General features: G+C 43.9%; 18 protein-coding genes and 1 tRNA gene. 10 read left to right on the forward strand and 9 right to left on the reverse strand.

What is annotated here, in order from left to right:
* Positions 1–82: 82 nt before the first annotated feature.
* From fixX to fixA, 4 genes are read right to left on the reverse strand one after another with little or no spacing between them, the layout of a single operon-like run.
* Complete coding sequence (gene fixX, locus M5X66_RS03955; protein ID WP_036954107.1) at positions 83–370, reverse strand: ferredoxin-like protein FixX; 288 nt, start codon at positions 368–370, stop codon at positions 83–85.
* Entirely contained in the window at positions 367–1,653 is a 1,287-nt protein-coding gene (fixC, locus tag M5X66_RS03960) for an FAD-dependent oxidoreductase FixC (protein WP_036954109.1), read from the reverse strand. Before fixC ends, fixX begins: the two co-directional genes overlap by 4 nt.
* Positions 1,654–1,707: 54 nt before the next feature.
* Positions 1,708–2,649, reverse strand: coding sequence for an FAD-binding protein (locus M5X66_RS03965; protein WP_108479455.1), 942 nt, complete (start codon positions 2,647–2,649; stop codon positions 1,708–1,710).
* An 11-nt stretch (positions 2,650–2,660) separates the two neighbouring features.
* Positions 2,661–3,434, reverse strand: a complete 774-nt coding sequence (gene fixA / locus M5X66_RS03970; protein ID WP_036954115.1) for a putative electron transfer flavoprotein FixA — start codon at positions 3,432–3,434, stop codon at positions 2,661–2,663.
* A 527-nt stretch (positions 3,435–3,961) separates the two neighbouring features.
* On the opposite strand from fixA, the gene caiT reads away from it, so the two are divergent.
* The 6 genes from caiT (at position 3,962) to caiE (ending at position 11,034) form a co-directional block, all read left to right on the forward strand.
* Entirely contained in the window at positions 3,962–5,479 is a 1,518-nt protein-coding gene (caiT, locus tag M5X66_RS03975) for an L-carnitine/gamma-butyrobetaine antiporter (RefSeq protein ID WP_036954118.1), read from the forward strand.
* Positions 5,480–5,528: 49 nt separating this feature from the next.
* Entirely contained in the window at positions 5,529–6,671 is a 1,143-nt protein-coding gene (gene caiA, locus M5X66_RS03980; RefSeq protein ID WP_036954121.1) for a crotonobetainyl-CoA dehydrogenase, read from the forward strand.
* A 70-nt stretch (positions 6,672–6,741) separates the two neighbouring features.
* Positions 6,742–7,962 (forward strand): L-carnitine CoA-transferase, encoded by a 1,221-nt coding sequence (gene caiB / locus M5X66_RS03985; RefSeq protein ID WP_154610150.1) that lies wholly within the window; start codon positions 6,742–6,744, stop codon positions 7,960–7,962.
* Between the two features lie 72 nt (positions 7,963–8,034).
* Positions 8,035–9,594 carry a crotonobetaine/carnitine-CoA ligase gene (caiC, locus tag M5X66_RS03990; protein ID WP_270103887.1) on the forward strand — a complete coding sequence of 520 codons (1,560 nt, stop codon included), beginning with the start codon at positions 8,035–8,037 and terminating at the stop codon, positions 9,592–9,594.
* Positions 9,595–9,621: 27 nt separating this feature from the next.
* Positions 9,622–10,407 (forward strand): crotonobetainyl-CoA hydratase, encoded by a 786-nt coding sequence (caiD, locus tag M5X66_RS03995; protein ID WP_108479451.1) that lies wholly within the window; start codon positions 9,622–9,624, stop codon positions 10,405–10,407.
* Positions 10,408–10,440: 33 nt separating this feature from the next.
* Positions 10,441–11,034 carry a carnitine operon protein CaiE gene (caiE, locus tag M5X66_RS04000; RefSeq protein WP_036954130.1) on the forward strand — a complete coding sequence of 198 codons (594 nt, stop codon included), beginning with the start codon at positions 10,441–10,443 and terminating at the stop codon, positions 11,032–11,034.
* Positions 11,035–11,130: 96 nt separating this feature from the next.
* Here caiE and caiF read toward each other — a convergent pair whose 3' ends face one another.
* The 5 genes from caiF to mutY form a co-directional block, all read right to left on the reverse strand.
* Positions 11,131–11,523, reverse strand: a complete 393-nt coding sequence (gene caiF, locus M5X66_RS04005; protein ID WP_036954132.1) for a carnitine metabolism transcriptional regulator CaiF — start codon at positions 11,521–11,523, stop codon at positions 11,131–11,133.
* 375 nt (positions 11,524–11,898) lie between these two features.
* Positions 11,899–11,974, reverse strand: a tRNA-Phe gene (locus M5X66_RS04010).
* Between the two features lie 191 nt (positions 11,975–12,165).
* Positions 12,166–13,239 carry a membrane-bound lytic murein transglycosylase MltC gene (mltC, locus tag M5X66_RS04015; RefSeq protein ID WP_036954136.1) on the reverse strand — a complete coding sequence of 358 codons (1,074 nt, stop codon included), beginning with the start codon at positions 13,237–13,239 and terminating at the stop codon, positions 12,166–12,168.
* A gap of 123 nt (positions 13,240–13,362) precedes the next feature.
* Positions 13,363–13,632: an oxidative damage protection protein gene (locus M5X66_RS04020; protein WP_006657365.1), complete on the reverse strand. Its 270-nt coding sequence runs from the start codon at positions 13,630–13,632 to the stop codon at positions 13,363–13,365.
* The gene (gene mutY / locus M5X66_RS04025) at positions 13,629–14,696 is read right to left on the reverse strand and encodes an A/G-specific adenine glycosylase (protein WP_036954138.1); all 1,068 of its coding nucleotides are present in this window, start codon (positions 14,694–14,696) and stop codon (positions 13,629–13,631) included. The genes M5X66_RS04020 and mutY overlap by 4 nt, the downstream gene beginning before the upstream one ends.
* A 237-nt stretch (positions 14,697–14,933) precedes the next feature.
* Here mutY and trmB point away from each other — a divergent pair, with 237 nt between their 5' ends.
* From trmB to M5X66_RS04045, 4 genes are read left to right on the forward strand one after another with little or no spacing between them, the layout of a single operon-like run.
* Entirely contained in the window at positions 14,934–15,650 is a 717-nt protein-coding gene (trmB, locus tag M5X66_RS04030) for a tRNA (guanosine(46)-N7)-methyltransferase TrmB (RefSeq protein ID WP_108479449.1), read from the forward strand.
* A gap of 2 nt (positions 15,651–15,652) precedes the next feature.
* On the forward strand, positions 15,653–15,982 hold the full coding sequence (locus M5X66_RS04035; protein WP_036954142.1) for a YggL family protein: 330 nt from the start codon (positions 15,653–15,655) through the stop codon (positions 15,980–15,982).
* A gap of 36 nt (positions 15,983–16,018) precedes the next feature.
* A complete protein-coding gene (gene glsB, locus M5X66_RS04040; protein WP_410431244.1) occupies positions 16,019–16,987 on the forward strand; it encodes a glutaminase B in 969 nt (322 codons plus the stop codon).
* 42 nt (positions 16,988–17,029) lie between these two features.
* On the forward strand, positions 17,030–17,761 hold the full coding sequence (locus M5X66_RS04045; RefSeq protein WP_036954148.1) for a DUF2884 domain-containing protein: 732 nt from the start codon (positions 17,030–17,032) through the stop codon (positions 17,759–17,761).
* Positions 17,762–17,774: the final 13 nt, after the last annotated feature.

Here is a 17,774-nt window from a genome sequence, read left to right on the forward strand (position 1 = left end):
TTAGCGCAATAAAATAAAAAAAGCTCTCGAAGCAACATAACTTTATGGGATAACTTCGCTTCGAGAGTAAGCGCTAGCTATATCAGCCGTATCGAAACTCAATACCGAAGGTACCGCGTGGATATTCCCATTTTTCCAGTGCGCTACCGAGACCCAGAATGCGGCATGTCCCACATTCAAGACAGCCGGCATAATCAAAACGCACCGAGCCATCATCTTGTTTTTTATACAAACCTGCTGGGCAGGCTTTGGTTAATGTTTCGAGTACCGCCATATCAGGTTGCTCTTTGATAACGATATGGGGGATCTCTTCATCGACATTAAATTTGTTAATACCGAGTTTGACATCAACATTTACGGGAGCACTCATATCGCTCTCACTCCTTTAATTCCGTCTTTAATTAGATTCATAAAGCCGACTTTTTTCGCATGTTGCAGCATGGTTTTGCGCAGAGGCACAGGGGCTTCATCTGAGATGGTGAACAGTTTTTTGGCAATACCAAGTGCCATCTCCGGGTATGCGGTGAACATGCGCGGGTTATCTAAGAATTCAGGCATTCTTTGGTAGGCTTTCATATCGCGCAATGGACCTTGTTCCAGCAAAGTGAGGTATTCGCTTAGGCCTTGCTTGCTAAAGTCCTCTTTTTTCATTGCGCTGAGTACGGCTTGAGCTGCGGCTTCACCTGAAGCGACGGCTAAGTCCATACCGCGAATTGTAAAGCCTAAGTTCATGCACATACCTGCGGCATCGCCAGCAACAAGAACACCATCTCGAACCAGTTCAGATTGCATTTTTAAACCAGCTTCAGGCACCACATGGGCGGCGTATTCAATCATTTTTCCGCCTTCAATTAATGGTGCGACAGCAGGGTGCTGTTTAAAATCTTCGAGCATTTGTGGAACGGATTTTTTGGCGTCTTTGATGTGGTGTAGACCACAGACCAGCCCTAACGAAATCGTATCTTCGTTGGTGTAAAGGAAACCACCGCCCATCAAACCATCGGTTGGCGAGCCTGCAAATAGCCACGCAACACCTTCGTTACCTTGAAGGTTAAAGCGGTTTTGTAAAACGTCTTTTGGTAGCTCAATCAGCTCTTTGACGCCGACAGCGACATGCTCGGCACTGACGCGTTTTGTCATGCCCAATTGTTCTGCTAGAAGGGAATTTACACCGTCAGCGAGGATCACCACTTTGGCTTCGAGTACATCACCGTCAGCTTCGACACCAACGACTTTGCCATCACGTTCAACCAGCTTATCAACGCGGATCCCAGTGATGCATTGTGCACCTGCATTTTCAGCTTGTTCAGCTAACCATGGATCCAGTTTTCCACGCAGGATGGACCATGAGGTTTCTTCGGGTTTTTGTGGGTCACCATTTTGGTAATCCACCGTCATTGCACCGGTTTCGGTCATAAAAGAGAGCTTTTCGTGGGTGATCATGCGCTCAATAGGCGCTTCTTTGGTAAACCCAGGGATGATCCGCTCTAAACTGTGAGCATACATGCGCCCACCTGTTACGTTCTTGCCGCCCGCATAGTTTCCTCTTTCAATTAGGAGAACTTGAGCACCTTCACGGGCAAGTACCAGTGCAGCAACTGAGCCAGCCAGACCAGCTCCTACTATGATTGCATCAAAAATATCATCGGACATAGTGTCTCCAAACTTAATACAGTAGTGAGGGAGTTCCCCCACTACTTAGGATGTTTATTTGGCCAGTTGCTGAGTCAATGCTGGAAGAATTTTAAAGAGATCCCCAACAATTCCGTAGTCTGCAAATTGGAAGATAGGGGCATTTTTGTCTTTGTTGATGGCAACAATTGTTTGAGCGCCATTGGCGCCAACCATGTGTTGTATCTGCCCTGAAATACCGACTGCCAGATACAGTTCAGGTTTGATCATCAGGTTGGAAATACCCACATAGCGTTCATGCTCCATCCATTTTTCGTTTTCAGCCACAGGGCGCGAACACGCAATTTCAGCACCAATGGAATCCGCTAATGCTTTAGCAATGGCAATATTTTCTTGGCTACCGATACCTCGACCCACACTGACCACAAGGCGCGCTTTGTCTAACTCAACGGAGTTACCCGCTTTTTGCTGAACCGAGGTACGTACAACAGATTGTTTCGGTTTAATCCATTGTGCAACTTGGGCTGTGCCGCTAAGTGATGCATTACTTGATGCGGAATCAAAAGTCCCAGTCGCCACTGTGGCGATGGAAAATGAGCTGCTTAATGTTTCACTGCCGAACGCCAAACCGCCATAGACCATGTGTTTGATAACTGGCTTGTTATCTTCGATGACGACAGTGGTAGCATCATTCGATACAGCGGCTTGCAGTCTTGCGCCTAAACGTGCCGCCAATAGTTTTCCACGGCGTGTATTTGGCAATAACAGCAGTCCGGTATCACCATGTTGCTTGATCACATCGACGACGGTATCTGCATAATCTTCGATAATGCGGTCATCAGGTTTGCCGGATAATTGAATAACTTGGTTCGCACCGAGTTGAAAAGCTTGAGTGGTTTGCGCGTCATCCAATGCGAGAACGTTGACATGTTCACCAAGAGTCTGCGCGCCGCCGATCAGTTCAGGTAAGCGAGAAGTCATGTCACTCAGTACCCAAACGGTTGATAATTTGCTCATAACTCCCCCTATTATTTAATGATTTTTCTTAAATGTTCAGCGAACTGTGCAACTTGATCATCGCCATCGCCTTCAATAATGATGCGCTGACGAACTTTTTGTTTTGGTGCAGCAATCGATTGAGCCGATAACGCCGCCACATCACCAAGACCGATATCAGCAGCCGTCCATGCTTGAACAGGTTTTTTCGCCGCACCTAAAATGGCTTTCATCGATGGAATAACAGGGACGTTAATGTCTGAAGTCACAGCAATAACCGCAGGCAGTGGAATGGATAACGTTTCGATTTCGTCTTCGAGTTCACGTTCAACAACAATGGTATCTGGTGCAATAGAGAGGATTTTTTTGACCCCGTTAATGGCAGGAACTTGCAGCTCCTCTCCCATTAAAATACTGACTTGCTGGGCGTTGAGGTCAGCAGAGCCATCACCGCACAGAATCAAATCAAAGCCCACTTTTTTGGCGGCAGCACTAAGGGCAATCGCGCTTTGATGCGGCAGGGCATATTCGAATTGGTCTTCAACCACCACGACTAATTCATCGGGACCACGGGATAAAACGTCTTTACGACCTTTCATGTTGGTCAGTGCTTTGCCACCAATACTTAACGCAATAACTTTGCTTTCTGGTTGCTGCGCTTTTATTTGATTCGCAGCTTCAATGGCATTTAAATCATATTGACTAATTTTAGTGTCAGCGCGAGAAAAATCTAAAGAGCCATCTGAGCTATTAACAACAATATCTTGTTCATCAGGAACAGATTTGTAGCATGTAATAATATTCATTACATCTCCTAGAATAAAATAAATGGAACAGTTGTGGTTTAATATTTATATGAGTATCACGAACTGGATATTTAAAAATAAAACCTACATCACCAATATTGAATGCCTTAAATTAAAGCGGGTTTAAATATTCATACTGTTACATTACTCACCAATACTGTAAAAATCATCAAGTTAGCAATCTAATGTTCAATATTGCTAGCTTAATCACCAATACTGAATGAGTTTAATAACATTAACCTAACATTATATTTCATCGCTTTGTTTTCATTGGTTTATTTTTCTGTTTTTAACGTAAAAATTAATAACAAATTTTTATCACGAATAATATTGTGACCTTAATAACAGAATTGTTATTGGTGAGCCGACATGATTCAAATAGTAAATAAATTAATTAATCTTTAATTGGCTATTGATAATAAGTAATTGGGCATATTTAAGAGGCGTTTATTTAGAAGTCATTAAATGAATGTTAAATATTTATTGTTTTAAAACTTATGTATTAAATAATAAATTGGAATAGACCTATGAGCAAAGAAAATAAAAAGGTCGGAATAGAACCGAAAGTTTTTTTCCCACCATTAATTATTGTCGGGTTACTGTGCTGGTTAACAGTACGTGACCTCGATGCATCAAACGAAGTGATTAACCAAGTCTTTAGCTATGTCACCAATGTCTGGGGATGGGCATTTGAATGGTATATGGTCATTATGTTTGGTGGTTGGTTTTGGTTAATTTTCGGACCTTATGCGAAGAAACGTTTAGGGGATGAAAAGCCAGAATTTAGCCGAGCTGGCTGGATTTTTATGATGTTCGCATCTTGTACTTCAGCCGCGGTGCTGTTCTGGGGATCGATTGAAATTTATTACTATATTTCATCGCCGCCGTTTGATTTTGCACCTTATTCTAATGAAGCTAAAAGTATCGGATTAGCTTACAGCTTGTTCCATTGGGGACCGCTGCCGTGGGCAACTTACAGCTTCCTCTCTGTTGCTTTCGCTTACTTTTTCTTTGTTCGTAAAATGGATGTGATCCGCCCAAGTAGTACGCTGGCTCCGCTGGTGGGTGAGAAGCGTGCCAATGGCTGGTTTGGTACCATTATCGACAACTTCTATTTGGTTGCATTGATTTTAGCGATGGGAACCAGCTTGGGTCTGGCAACACCGCTGGTGACTGAATGTATTCAATATCTGTTTGGTATTCCACATACCTTGCAGCTTGATGCGATCATTATCTTCTGCTGGATCATCCTCAATGCGGTGTGTGTAGCATTTGGTCTGCAAAAAGGGGTGAAAGCCGCCAGTGATGTACGCAGCTATTTAAGTTTCTTAATGCTTGGATGGGTGCTTATTGTCAGTGGTGCGAGCTTTATCGCCAACTATTTTACAGACTCTGTCGGCGTATTATTAATGTATATGCCACGCATGCTGTTCTATACCGATGCAGTTGGCAAAGGTGGATTCCCTCAAGGTTGGACCGTGTTTTACTGGGCTTGGTGGGTTATCTACGCGATTCAAATGTGTATTTTCCTCGCACGTATTTCCAAAGGACGTACTGTTCGTGAACTGTGTTTAGGTATGGTTGCGGGCTTAACCGCAGGTACTACCTTAATTTGGACCATTCTCGGCAGTAACACGCTCCAACTGATTGATAAAAATGTCATTAACATTCCTAAGTTGATTGAAGAGTTCGGTGTTGCACGAGCCATCATTGAAACTTGGGCCGCTTTACCTTTGAGCACTGTAACAATTTGGGGCTTCTTCATCCTCTGCTTTATCGCCACTGTCACACTGATTAACGCCTGTTCATACACTCTCGCTATGTCGACTTGTCGCGCAGTGAAAGATGGAGAGGAGCCACCGTTATTAGTGCGTATTGGTTGGTCTGTACTTGTCGGCGTGATTGGCATTGTCTTACTGGCATTAGGCGGATTGAAACCCATTCAAACGGCGATTATTGCCGGAGGATGCCCACTTTTTTTCGTGAACATCATGGTAACGCTCTCCTTTATTAAAGATGCAAGAGTGCATTGGAAAAACGATTAATTTTACTCAGAAATAATATTTCAGAAACAACATTGAAGAGGTTATTGATATGGATTTTAGATTGAATGATGAGCAGGAACTGTTTGTCGCAGGGATCCGTGAACTGATGGCAAGTGAGAACTGGGAAAGCTATTTCGCTGAATGTGACCGTGAAAGCAAATACCCAGAGCGTTTTGTAAAAGCCTTAGCGGATATGGAAATTGATAACCTACTGATCCCTGAAGAGCACGGTGGCTTAAATGCAGGTTTTATTACGGTTGCTGCGGTATGGATGGAATTAGGTCGCTTGGGTGCTCCTACTTATGTTCTGTACCAATTACCGGGTGGTTTTAATACGGTTCTGCGTGAAGGTACTCAAGAGCAAATCGACAAAATCATGGCGTTCCGTGGTACGGGTAAACAGATGTGGAACTCCGCTATTACTGAACCGGGTGCAGGTTCTGACGTTGGTAGTTTACAAACGACATACACTCGCCGTAATGGAAAAGTGTACTTAAACGGTAGCAAATGCTTTATCACCAGTAGTGCGTACACACCATACATCGTGGTGATGAGCCGCGATGCGGATTCACCGGATAAACCTGTTTTCACTGAGTGGTTTTTAGATATGAGCAAGCCGGGTATCAAGGTGAACAAACTTGAAAAACTGGGTCTGCGCATGGATAGCTGCTGCGAAATTACGTTTGACAACGTTGAGCTTGATGAAAAAGACATGTTTGGTCGTGAAGGCAACGGCTTTAACCGTGTGAAAGAAGAGTTTGATCATGAGCGCTTCTTAGTGGCATTGACCAACTACGGTACAGCAATGTGTGCGTTTGAAGATGCGGCGCGCTATGCCAACCAACGTGTTCAATTTGGTGAAGCCATCGGTCGTTATCAATTAATTCAAGAAAAATTTGCACATATGGCGATCAAGCTCAATTCGATGCGCAACATGTTATATGAAACTGCATGGAAGAGTGACAACGGTTTAATCACCTCTGGTGATGCGGCAATGTGTAAATACTTCTGTGCAAACGCAGCATTTGCAGTTGTGGATTCAGCAATGCAAGTCCTCGGTGGTGTGGGTATTGCAGGTGAACACCGTATCGCACGTTTCTGGCGTGACCTGCGCGTGGATCGTGTATCGGGCGGTTCAGATGAAATGCAAATACTGACATTAGGTCGTAGCGTACTGAAACAGTACCGCTAATCGAGGTTTGTCGTTGATTGATCTCCTGAGATTCTCGGGAGATCACTTTAGTTTCACAGGAGATGAGAAAATGGCAGAGCATTTACCAATGCCCGAGTTTGGCCCGCTATCTGGGGTTAGGGTGGTATTTTCAGGGATTGAAATTGCAGGCCCATTTGCCGGACAAATGTTCGCAGAGTGGGGCGCAGAGGTTATTTGGATCGAAAACGTCGCATGGGCTGACACTATTCGCGTTCAACCTAACTACCCGCAACTATCTCGCCGCAATCTACGGGCGCTATCGCTGAACATCTTTAAAGATGAAGGTCGAGAAGCGTTCCTTAAACTGATGGAAACGACGGATATTTTTATCGAAGCCAGTAAAGGTCCAGCCTTTGCGCGCAGAGGGATCACCGATGAATTGTTGTGGGAGCATAACCCGAAATTAGTGATCGCCCACTTATCAGGCTTCGGACAATACGGCGACCCGCAATACACCAACCTTGCGGCGTATAACACCATTGCGCAAGCATTCAGCGGTTATTTAATTCAAAACGGTGATAAAGAACAGCCAATGCCGGCATTCCCGTATACCGCAGACTATTTTTCTGGCATGACCGCCACCACCTCCGCTTTAGCGGCGCTGTATAAAGTTCAAAAAACAGGTAAAGGCGAAAGTATTGATATTGCCATGTACGAAGTGATGCTGCGTATGGGGCAATATTTCATGATGGACTACTTTAACGGCGGCGAAATTTGCCCACGAATGACAAAAGGGAAAGACCCATATTATGCCGGTTGCGGTCTCTATAGCTGTAAAGACGGTTATATCGTAATGGAGATTGTGGGTATTACTCAGATCCAAGAAATCTTCAAAGATATTGGTCTTGCTCACTTATTGGGTACACCGGAAATTCCTGAAGGTACGCAGCTCATTCACCGTGTTGAGTGTCCGTATGGTCCACTTGTTGAAGAAAAATTAGATGAGTGGCTAGGGGCGCGTGACATTGATGTGGTTTTAGCGCGTTTGGCGGAGCTGAATATTGCCAGTGCCAAGGTGCTTACCATTCCAGAATTAGAAACCAATCCACAATATATTGCCCGCGAATCTATCACCAGTTGGCAAACCATGGACGGGCGTACCTGTCGTGGTCCAAATGTGATGCCAAAATTCAAAAACAATCCGGGGCAAATCTGGCGCGGCATGCCATCTCACGGCATGGACACGTCGGATATTCTGCAAAACATTGGTTATAACGAAAATGAGATTAGGGGGCTGGTCGAGAAAGGGCTGGCTAAAATTGTTGAGTAATTCAATGACTATTCAGTTCAATCATTCCTGTTGGGCTGAATAGACATTAGGGAAATGATGGGATAACAATTAATGGATGTAATCGGTAAACAAAATTTGCGTCAAATGTGGGATGATTTTGCGAAAACTCACGTCAATAAAAAGGCGCTTATCTTTGAATCCTGTGATGGCGATGTGCGTGAATTCAGCTATTTAGAAATGAATCAGCAGATTAACCGGACTGCCAACCTCTTTTTAAGCTATGGTATCCAAAAAGGGGATAAAGTTGCGTTACATTTAGATAATTGCCCAGAGTTTTTCTTTTGCTGGTTTGGTCTTGCCAAAATTGGGGCGATCATGGTGCCGGTCAATGCGCGATTTAAGTACGAAGAGAGCGCATGGATCATCCAAAACTGCCAACCTCGGCTGGTTGTCACTCGTCCCCATTTTGCCGATATTTACCAAACTCTTGTTGATGACAAAGCAACAGCGCTCGAACATATCTTCTTAATTTCAGACACCCAATTACCAACGCAGCAAGGTATAACTGACTTTACCGTTGAACTAGCTCAACAATCGATTGTGCTGGCGGAGCAGGTTGAACTCAGTGTGGATGATACTGCCGAAATTCTATTTACCTCAGGGACGACCTCTAAACCAAAAGGGGTCATTATCACCCACTATAATCTGCGCTTTGCTGGTTATTACTCCTCTTGGCAATGTGCATTACGTTCTGATGATGTCTATTTGACGGTGATGCCCGCTTTTCATATCGATTGCCAATGCACAGCGGCTATTGCGGCATTCTCCGCTGGGGCAACCTTTGTTCTCCTTGAGAAATACAGTGCTCGGCGTTTTTGGCAACAGATTGTGAAGCATCGCGCGACAGTGGCGGAGCTGATCCCAATGATGATCCGCACCTTAATGAGTCAACCAGTTGCCGACAATGAGCAAGCGCACTGTTTACGGGAAGTGATGTTCTATCTCAATTTAAGTGATAAAGAAAAACAACAGTTTATGGATCGCTTTGTGGTGACGCGGTTTCTTACATCGTACGGCATGACTGAAACTATTGTTGGGCTGATTGGTGATAGACCTGGGGATGAACGGCGCTGGCCGTCCATTGGACGCCCTGGATTTGGTTATCAAGCTCAAATTCGAGATAAACATAATCAACCGTTAAAAACCGGCGAAATTGGCGAGCTATGTGTAAAAGGCGAGCGGGGTAAAACCTTATTTAAAGCCTATTACAACAATCCAGAAGCCACAGAGAAAACTTTTGATAGTGAAGGGTGGATGCACACAGGCGATTTTGCTTATCAAGATGAAGATGGATTTTTCTACTTTGTTGACCGTAGTAGCAATATGGTCAAACGTGGCGGGGAAAACGTCTCTTGTAGCGAAATTGAGAACATCATCGCGTCCCATCCGGCAGTTGCGGATGTTGCGGTTATCGGTGTGATGGATGCCATTCGTGATGAAGCTATCAAAGCGTTTATCGTGCTGGAGGAGGGGGTAACGCTAACCCAAGAAGAGTTTTTCGCTTTCTGTGAAACGAAAATGGCGAAGTTCAAAGTACCCTCATTGGTGGAAGTCCGTCAAGGTTTACCTCGTAACTGCTCTGGTAAGGTGCTGAAAAAACATCTGAAATAATCGAATAACAACCTAAAGGTTTAAACTATGAGCGAATCATTAAAAGTTACCCGTCATGGTGCCGTGCTAGAAATTGTACTCGATAGACCTAAAGCCAACGCCATTGATGCAAAAACCAGTTTTAAAATGGGAGAAGTTTTCCTTAATTTCCGTGATGACCCAACACTGAGAGTGGCCATTATTACGGGGGCTGGAGAACGTTTTTTCTCTGCGGGATGGGATTTAAAATCTGCGGCGGAAGGGGAAGCCCCTGATGCTGATTTTGGTCCAGGTGGTTTTGCGGGATTAACTGAGATTTTCAACTTAAATAAACCCGTAATCGCGGCAGTAAACGGTTATGCGTTTGGCGGTGGTTTTGAGCTAGCGCTGGCGGCAGATATGATTATCTGCTCTGAAAATGCCAGTTTCGCGCTACCTGAAGCGCAATTAGGTATTGTGCCTGATAGCGGCGGCGTTCTGCGCTTACCAAAAATTCTGCCTGCGCCTATCGTCAATGAGATGGTAATGACAGGGCGCCGAATGGATGCTCAAGAGGCTCTGCGCTGGGGGATTGCGAATGAAGTCGTGCCTATCGAGAATTTAATGGATAAAGCTCGGGAGCTGGCTGAAAAAATCACACAAAGCGCTCCGTTAGCCGTTGCCGCACTGAAAGAAATTTTCCGTGCAACCGGAGAATTAACGGTGGAAGAGGGCTATAAATTGATGCGCAGTGGTGTGTTAGAAAACTACCCTGCCGTATTGCACTCCGAAGATGCTACGGAAGGTCCTTTAGCATTCTCAGAGAAGCGTGAGCCAAACTGGAAAGGACGCTAATCCTACCAGTGATTGGATGACGGTGAGGTGATTATGAGTTTTTATAGCTTTGAAGGGGTGACACCCGTGGTGCATCCAACGGCCTACGTTCATCCTTCCGCCGTGGTGATTGGTGATGTCATTATTGGTGCCGATGTGTTTGTGGGTCCAAATGCCTCATTACGGGGGGATTATGGGCGCCTAACCATCGAAAAAGGGGCGAATATTCAAGACGGTTGCATCATGCATGGTTACAGTGATGTTGAGACTATTGTGCGGGAATCTGGACATATTGGTCATGGCTCAATTTTACATGGTTGTATTATTGGGCGTGATGCACTGGTCGGCATGAATAGCGTAGTGATGGATGGCGCTGTCATCGGTGACGAGAGCATTATTGGTGCGATGAGTTTCGTTAAGGCGGGTTTCCAAGGTGAGCCAAGACAAATGTTGATCGGCGCACCTGCGCGTTTTTTTCGCCATGTGAGCGATGAAGAGCTTCATTGGAAACAGCTAAATACCAAAGAGTATCAAGATTTAGCGGGACGTTATCGTCAAAGTTTAGAAAAAGCCATTCCGTTAACTGAGATAGAGCCGAATCGCCCTCGGTTGCAGGGAACCACGGATGTCAAACCGAAAGGTCAATGATACCAATGTGCAAAAATCGTCAATAATACTTTGTCAGTAACCTCAACGCAGGCTTTAAGCCTGCGTTTTTTCGTTATGGCGTCGATGAAAATAATATTAACGACGCTGGGCTTTAGATAGCATCCACTGCCATTTCTGCTCACGATTAAGTTCTGTTGGTGGGACGAGATTCGTTTTCACTGGTGACTCAATCGTCATTTTCTCGGAAGTGTAATTTTTTAGGCGAGAATAAAGCTGGCTATCAATTTTAGTCACTTTAATCAATCGTTGGCATTGGCAGCCTCGCCCCGATAATTTATTGGGGATCATTTTGACTTCACACTGTATTTCTGCCACATCCGAAAGAATATAAGAGACAATATTCACCGCATTGGTATGCGGAATTTCAAAGTTATTCGAGATTTCTCTGGCGGTGATCCAGCGACCCTGTTTCATTACCCAGTTTGCAATGGATAAATACATCGGGCTTTTCACTGATTCTTTACACATAAGCGCTCCTTCAGCTCATTGCTTAAAAGTGATTAAGGCAATAAGAAACTATACGCCAATCTTGTTGTTATGATGTCTTGTATATTTATTAGACTATAAATAGCCATGATTAATGATTAAAAGTTGGTTAAAAACGTTGAGAGAAGATTAACTCTGGGTTGTTTTTTTGTTGTTTACCAAAGAGTTACAAAACAACTTTTATCATATAGTTATTTATACGCTATAAAATCAACGCAAATGTGGAGCTAAATCAAATAAGATCTGAATTTATGAAATTTAGATTAAGTTAAGGTGATTGCTGAGTAGATTGGGGTTGAATCAGTTTGGAAAGGCTAAAAAGCAAAAACCCGCCACTAGGGCGGGTTCTTTAAATAGTGGTGCCCGGACTCGGAATCGAACCAAGGACACGGGGATTTTCAATCCCCTGCTCTACCGACTGAGCTATCCGGGCAACGGAGCGTATTAAACCTGATTTAAGAGAGTGAGTCAAGGCGGTTTCTAAAAACTTTTGATTGAATGCGTTTTTTTTCAGCGTTTCAATTAATTTTTAAGCAAATCAATGCAAAAACTCACAAAAGGTGAAAAAAAATGCCAACAACCGTGATGGTTTACTGGCATTTTTATCGCTATTTTAAGGATTTATTAGCGTAGATATTTTTTCTGCGCTTTATTCACTTTAATAAGATAATTACGAGATTCCGCCGCAGGGTGCTTGGTGGAAAGCGTTTCGTAAACTTCCCCCGGCTCGAGATTGTTAATACGCTGAGCCGCTTGTTTCTTATCATTGTGGAATACGCGTAGCACGCTGCCTGCGCCGCCGTTATAAGCCGTAATGACCGCATAGCGACGTGAAGTTGGGTTGCTGATATCGCCTAAATAACTATTTTGTAAGATAGCTAAGTATGCTGTACCCGTATCAATGTTTTGCTCTGGGTCAAACAGATAACTGCGGCTTGGTACCCCAGACTTACCTTGAGAGCGGAACACATCTTTACCGGCCGTGTTTGGCATAATTTGCATCAAGCCTAGCGCATCAGAACGGCTAACCGCGTATGGGTTGAAGCTCGATTCAATTTGCATAATAGCCAGAATTAATGATTCATCCACGCCGTATTTTGCGGAGGATTTCTTAATATAAGGCAGATATTTATGGGCGCGTTTATCTAAGTGGTTTGGTACTAATTGCATGGTCACCGACCAAACAATATTCATACCAGACTGTCTGCGCTGCATTTTATTGCTGATCAGATAATCTGCAAATTTAGTGGCTCGCCACTCCCAGCGGATCGGTTCCCCTGTATTATCCATCACCTGACCAAACAGGAATGGCTCTTTACTGTAGGGAATGTCGTTTATATCAGAATAGAGATCGATGGAATTCGGGTCATCGCCCATCAATAAAGTGGTGACAATGGCTTTTTTCAGGTGTTCTGACGGTTCAACGGCGGAGATGGTCTCAACCGTGATAGTCCCTGCATCAAAGTTAATGTGGCTACGAGTACGATACTCATCAGTATATTTCACATAATCTTTTGGTCCTGCAATGAGGACTTCTTTGATCCCCCATATGTTTTCGATGTTATGAGCAAATTGCCCCATCAAAATATCAAAGCCATTAGTATCTTTGACGTAGTCGGGATTAAAGTCGGATTTCTGATTACTGGAGCAAGAGACAATCAGGGGAATCAACAATGTGAGTGCAAATAATTTTTTCATACGATCCACAATATTAATGCAAGCTAGCTACTTATTTGGTCGTTTACTCTAAAACATTCAAGTTGCAGGAGGTTAGTAAACCGAGCCATGCAACTTGAGGTTCGATAGGTATAGACCTAAAAACTATTTTTCCGGGGTATAGCCATCAATTTGAATATCGTGACCTTCAAATAAGAATTTCACCATTTCTTGTTCCAGCATTTTGCGATCGTCTGGGTTCATGGTGTTTAATTTCTTTTCATTGATCAGCATGGTCTGTTTTGTCATCCATTGACTCCATGCTTCTTTCGAAATCTCATTAAAAATACGCTTTCCTAATTCACCTGGGTAAAGCTGGAAATCTTGCCCATCAGCGTCACGTTGTAAGAAAGTGCAAAAAATGGTTCTACTCATTTATTTTTTCCTCGAATATCAGGTAGTAAGGCAAGTTGTTTTAGTAAACTTTCAACCGGAGCTGCAAGCCCAACGGTTGCGCCTAGGTGTAAGTTATACCAGAGTCCGTTGCCTTCATCCATGGCAGAGTTAAATGCCTGAATATTAACTTTTACAGGGATAATATCTAAATGGAAATGGCTAAACGTGTGGCGAAAAGCAATTAATTGTTCTGGCGTGTCATGTTGCAGACCAGAATCAGCCAGCCACTGAGCCAGTTGCTCATGGCTCTCAAACTGTGGGAATGCGAATAAGCCGCCCCAAATACCCGAAGGTGGGCGCTGTTCTAACCAGACATTATCTTGATGTTGAAGGATCAAAAACCATGCACTTTTTTCCGGAATTTTCTGCTTAGGTTTTTTCCCCGGATATTCTTGCCAAGAGTGGTTAGCATAAGCAATACAGCCGGTATTGAGTGGGCATAGCTCACATTTGGGTTTACTACGAGTACACACCATCGCCCCAAGATCCATCATGGCTTGGTTAAAATATTCCACTTCCACTTTGGGGGTGACATTGGTGCTGATTTCCCACAGGCGATTTTCTACTTCTTTTTTACCAGGCCAACCCGCGACAGCATAGCAGCGAGCAAGCACGCGTTTTACGTTACCGTCCAAAATTGGGTAATGCTGTTGTTGAGAAAGGGAGAGAATGGCGCCTGCCGTTGAACGTCCCACCCCCGGAAGCGCATTCACTTCCTCAAATGTGGTAGGAAATTGACCATTATATTGGGTGGCAATCACCTGCGCGGCTTTATGCAGATTACGCGCTCGTGCGTAATAGCCGAGTCCTGTCCATAAATGTAGAACTTCATCAAGGGGCGCATTCGCCAGCGCGGTAATATCCGCAAAGCGTTGGGTGAACTTTTCAAAATAGGGAATGACTGTGCTGACTTGGGTCTGCTGCAACATGACTTCAGAGAGCCAAACATGGTAGGAGGATTTTTCCTGCTGCCATGGCAAGGTTTTACGACCATATTTGTGATACCACTTGAGCACTGCACTTGAGAATTGTTGAGCTTCCATTATTTATAATATTTTTATCGCGATTTCAGTCATGGAGAGGATTGCAACATAGACGGTGATAGCTGTAAACCGCTTCTTGTGTAAAGTTATCCAATTATCAACTGCAAGATCCTTGAAGTTTTGCTAAACTCCCTTTCCCACCATACTTAGATATTAATTAATTAGGTATGTTTGGTTTTTTTTATACTCTTGTTGGCACATTATCTAACTGGACAACGAATTTTTTAGAACTTTATTATGATCAATAACGTTATCTCCCCCGAATATAATGAAGAAGGGCGGGTTATGCGCCGTGTCCGTAGTTTTGTCCGCCGTCAAGGGCGTCTGACAAAACGTCAGGAAGAGGCATTAGAAAGCGAATGGGCAGAAATGGGCATCGATTTTGTTAACGAACCCTTTGATTTCGCAAAACTATTTAATAATTCAAATCCAGTCACTCTGGAAATTGGATTTGGAATGGGCACCTCATTAGTGACGATGGCAGCACAAAACCCAGATCAAAACTTTCTGGGTATTGAAGTACATGCACCGGGCGTTGGGGCTTGTTTGGCATCAGCAAAAGAAGAGAACATCACCAACCTACGCGTGATGTGCCACGATGCCATTGAAGTTTTAGACTTCATGATCCCGAACGGCAGCTTAGCAATGGTTCAGTTATTCTTCCCTGATCCTTGGCATAAAGCGAAACACAATAAACGTCGTATTGTGCAGGTGCCTTTCGCAGAAAAAATTCGCAGTAAATTAATTGATGGTGGTGTATTCCACATGGCGACAGACTGGCAACCTTATGCAGAACATATGCTTGAGGTAATGACCAGCGTGGCTGGGTATGAAAACGTATCCACGTCAGGGGACTACGTTCCTCGTCCAGAATCAAGACCAGAAACAAAGTTTGAAAAGCGCGGCCAGCGGTTAGGGCACGGTGTATGGGATTTAATGTTTAAGAGGGTTTAATCATGGCTAAACAACAACGTAGTCGCCGTTTACGTAAAAAAATGCGTTTGGACGAGTTCCAAGAATTAGGTTTCATTGTTAAGTGGAACTTTAAAGAAGGCACGCCAATCGAAGAAGTGGACAGCGTCGTTGACCAACTGATTGCTGAAGCTATCGAGCCAAACGGTCTGGCATTTGAAGCTAGCGGCTACATGAACTGGGAAGGGATTGTTTGCCTGCAGAAAATTGGTAAATGCACCGAAGAACACCGTCAAATCGTTGAAAACTGGCTAAAATCAAAAGGGATGAACGACGTTGTTGTTTCTGAACTGTTTGATGTTTGGTGGGAATAATAACTAGTTTGATTATTAATAAAGGCATCCAATTGGATGCCTTTGTTTTCTAGAGTAATCCATTCTGGAGCAAAACACTTGAGCACCCAGTTTTCTGACCAATTACTGCATGATATTTTGGAGCAAGTCCGCCCCCTGATAGGTCAAGGGAAGGTGGCTGACTACATACCGGCGCTTGGCGGTATTCCTTCACATCATTTGGGGATTGCGGTTCATACCGCAGAGGGCGATATTTTCACAGCGGGAGATGCGAGAAAACGTTTCTCAGTTCAATCCATTTCTAAGGTTCTGAGTTTAACCTTGGCAATGACGCGCTACGAAGAGCAAGAAATTTGGAGTCGTGTAGGTAAAGAGCCATCAGGGTTGCCGTTCAACTCATTGATTCAGATAGAGATGGAAAAAGGTATTCCTCGTAATCCCTTTATCAATGCTGGCGCGATTGTGATTGCCGACATGCTGCAATCTCGTTTGAGTGCACCAAAACAGCGGATGCTGGAGTTTGTCCGAAAACTTGCTTGCGAACCCGACATTAGCTACGACATAAATGTCGCTCGCTCAGAAATGGAACACGCGAGCCGTAATGCAGCTATCGCGTATTTAATGAAATCTTTTGGCAATTTTGATAATGATGTTTTAACGGTTTTAGAAACTTATTTTCATTATTGTTCTCTAAGTATGAATTGTGTCGAACTGGCTAGGTGTTTTACCTATTTAATGAATCAAGGTGAGTCGCCTTGTTCGATAGACCCAATTATCACGCCGCTACAATCTCGACAAATCAATGCGTTGATGATGACTTGTGGTATGTACGATGGTTCCGGTGAGTTTGCATTTCGTATTGGAATGCCCGGTAAATCAGGCGTCGGTGGCGGTATTGTGTGTGTGGTTCCTAACCAATTTACGGTGGCAGTATGGTCACCGGAATTAGATTCAGCCGGAAACTCTTTGGTGGGTTGTGCTGCCTTAGAGCTTTTATCTAAGCGAATTGGACGTTCTGTTTTCTAATTACCTCTCAATAAATATAGAGGTAATCGACGAGGAGATTTTATGTTACGCCGTACTTTAATTGCGTTTTCATTACTGGCCTGCGCCACTAGCCAAGCGGCGGATTACAACTGCTCGGTAACCCCTAAAGACGATATTTTTATGACGCCTGATAATGTCCAAGTCGTCGGTCGCAGTGGCGATTTAAAAATCACCCCAAATGGTGATGTCACGCTGAATGGCCAAAAAGTTGCACTGACCTCTGAGCAACAGCAGCAAGCACTGCGTTATCAATCGGCTATCCGTCAGGATTTACCGTGGATCAAAAAAGAATCTGAAGAGAAATTAGCGGCATCGCGTAAATCTCTCGATAAAGTGGTGGTTAAAGTGATTGGCAGCGATAGTAATATTCGCAACCGCCTGACTAAGCTTGAAAAAGATTTAAACGGTCAAATTAACCAAATCATTGAAACTCGTTCAAACGGCTACGCTTTCCACCATGAAGGCATCAAGAAAGTGGAAACTTCAGGGCGTGAATTAGTCAATGAAAGCTTAGGTGGGATTTTACAAGACAGTATCAATGAAATGGGGCGAAAACAGTTACTTGCTGGTGGTGATACCAACAAAATGCTGCAAGGCATGTTAGGTAGCCTTGGTGGGTTACAACAAGAAATTGATAGTGAATGGAAAAACCAAGAAAATAGCTTTCAGCAGTTTGGTCAGCAAGTCTGTTCTAAAGTCACTTCATTAGAGCAACAACGCATTAGCTTACTGAATTCAATTAACAGTAAATAATTCAGGTAGTTTG

The sequence above is a fragment of the Providencia sp. PROV188 genome, from assembly GCF_027595165.1.
In the GTDB taxonomy this organism is placed as follows: Bacteria; Pseudomonadota; Gammaproteobacteria; order Enterobacterales; family Enterobacteriaceae; genus Providencia; species Providencia lanzhouensis.

Coding starts and splice junctions, on each gene's coding strand:
- M5X66_RS04020 (WP_006657365.1), bottom strand. CDS start 13,632: ATGAGTAGAACCATTTTTTGCACTTTCTTACAACGTGACGCTGATGGG.
- M5X66_RS03965 (WP_108479455.1), bottom strand. CDS start 2,649: ATGAGCAAATTATCAACCGTTTGGGTACTGAGTGACATGACTTCTCGC.
- caiB (WP_154610150.1), top strand. CDS start 6,742: ATGGCAGAGCATTTACCAATGCCCGAGTTTGGCCCGCTATCTGGGGTT.
- mutY (WP_036954138.1), bottom strand. CDS start 14,696: ATGGAAGCTCAACAATTCTCAAGTGCAGTGCTCAAGTGGTATCACAAA.
- caiD (WP_108479451.1), top strand. CDS start 9,622: ATGAGCGAATCATTAAAAGTTACCCGTCATGGTGCCGTGCTAGAAATT.
- caiE (WP_036954130.1), top strand. CDS start 10,441: ATGAGTTTTTATAGCTTTGAAGGGGTGACACCCGTGGTGCATCCAACG.
- M5X66_RS04035 (WP_036954142.1), top strand. CDS start 15,653: ATGGCTAAACAACAACGTAGTCGCCGTTTACGTAAAAAAATGCGTTTG.
- caiA (WP_036954121.1), top strand. CDS start 5,529: ATGGATTTTAGATTGAATGATGAGCAGGAACTGTTTGTCGCAGGGATC.
- M5X66_RS04045 (WP_036954148.1), top strand. CDS start 17,030: ATGTTACGCCGTACTTTAATTGCGTTTTCATTACTGGCCTGCGCCACT.
- caiT (WP_036954118.1), top strand. CDS start 3,962: ATGAGCAAAGAAAATAAAAAGGTCGGAATAGAACCGAAAGTTTTTTTC.
- glsB (WP_410431244.1), top strand. CDS start 16,019: ATGCCTTTGTTTTCTAGAGTAATCCATTCTGGAGCAAAACACTTGAGC.
- fixA (WP_036954115.1), bottom strand. CDS start 3,434: ATGAATATTATTACATGCTACAAATCTGTTCCTGATGAACAAGATATT.
- caiC (WP_270103887.1), top strand. CDS start 8,035: ATGGATGTAATCGGTAAACAAAATTTGCGTCAAATGTGGGATGATTTT.
- caiF (WP_036954132.1), bottom strand. CDS start 11,523: ATGTGTAAAGAATCAGTGAAAAGCCCGATGTATTTATCCATTGCAAAC.
- fixC (WP_036954109.1), bottom strand. CDS start 1,653: ATGTCCGATGATATTTTTGATGCAATCATAGTAGGAGCTGGTCTGGCT.
- trmB (WP_108479449.1), top strand. CDS start 14,934: ATGATCAATAACGTTATCTCCCCCGAATATAATGAAGAAGGGCGGGTT.
- fixX (WP_036954107.1), bottom strand. CDS start 370: ATGAGTGCTCCCGTAAATGTTGATGTCAAACTCGGTATTAACAAATTT.
- mltC (WP_036954136.1), bottom strand. CDS start 13,239: ATGAAAAAATTATTTGCACTCACATTGTTGATTCCCCTGATTGTCTCT.